This is a genomic window from Pseudomonas sp. F220 (genome assembly GCF_057813935.1).
The window spans coordinates 1-294 of sequence record NZ_JBVASJ010000171.1 but is presented as its reverse complement, the minus strand read 5'-3'; the positions used below and the strand labels follow the sequence as shown (position 1 = coordinate 294).

General features: G+C 42.5%; 1 protein-coding gene and 1 rRNA gene. One reads left to right on the top strand and one right to left on the bottom strand.

What is annotated here, in order from left to right; all coding sequences use genetic code 11:
- Positions 1-63 (top strand): 16S ribosomal RNA (locus tag ACZYSM_RS29505); the annotation flags it as partial.
- A gap of 10 nt (positions 64-73) precedes the next feature.
- Here the strand turns inward: ACZYSM_RS29505 and ACZYSM_RS29500 are convergent.
- On the bottom strand, positions 74-294 hold a 221-nt coding region (locus ACZYSM_RS29500), incomplete at its 5' end, for a hypothetical protein (protein WP_489077224.1).

Below are 294 nucleotides of genomic sequence, written 5' to 3'. Positions count from 1 at the left end.
ATGACTGGGGTGAAGTCGTAACAAGGTAGCCGTAGGGGAACCTGCGGCTGGATCACCTCCTTAATCGACGACATCAGCTGCTCCATAAGTTCCCACACGAATTGCTTGATTCATTGAAGAAGACGATAAGGTTACTCTCTGACTGGGAGAGTGATTTTTTATATAAGAGCTTAGAAATGAGCATTCCATTGTGATGATGGTGAATGTTGATTTCTAGTCTTTGATTAGATCGTTCTTTAAAAATTTGGGTATGTGATAGAAAGATAGACTGGGCGCCACTTTCACTGGTGGTGT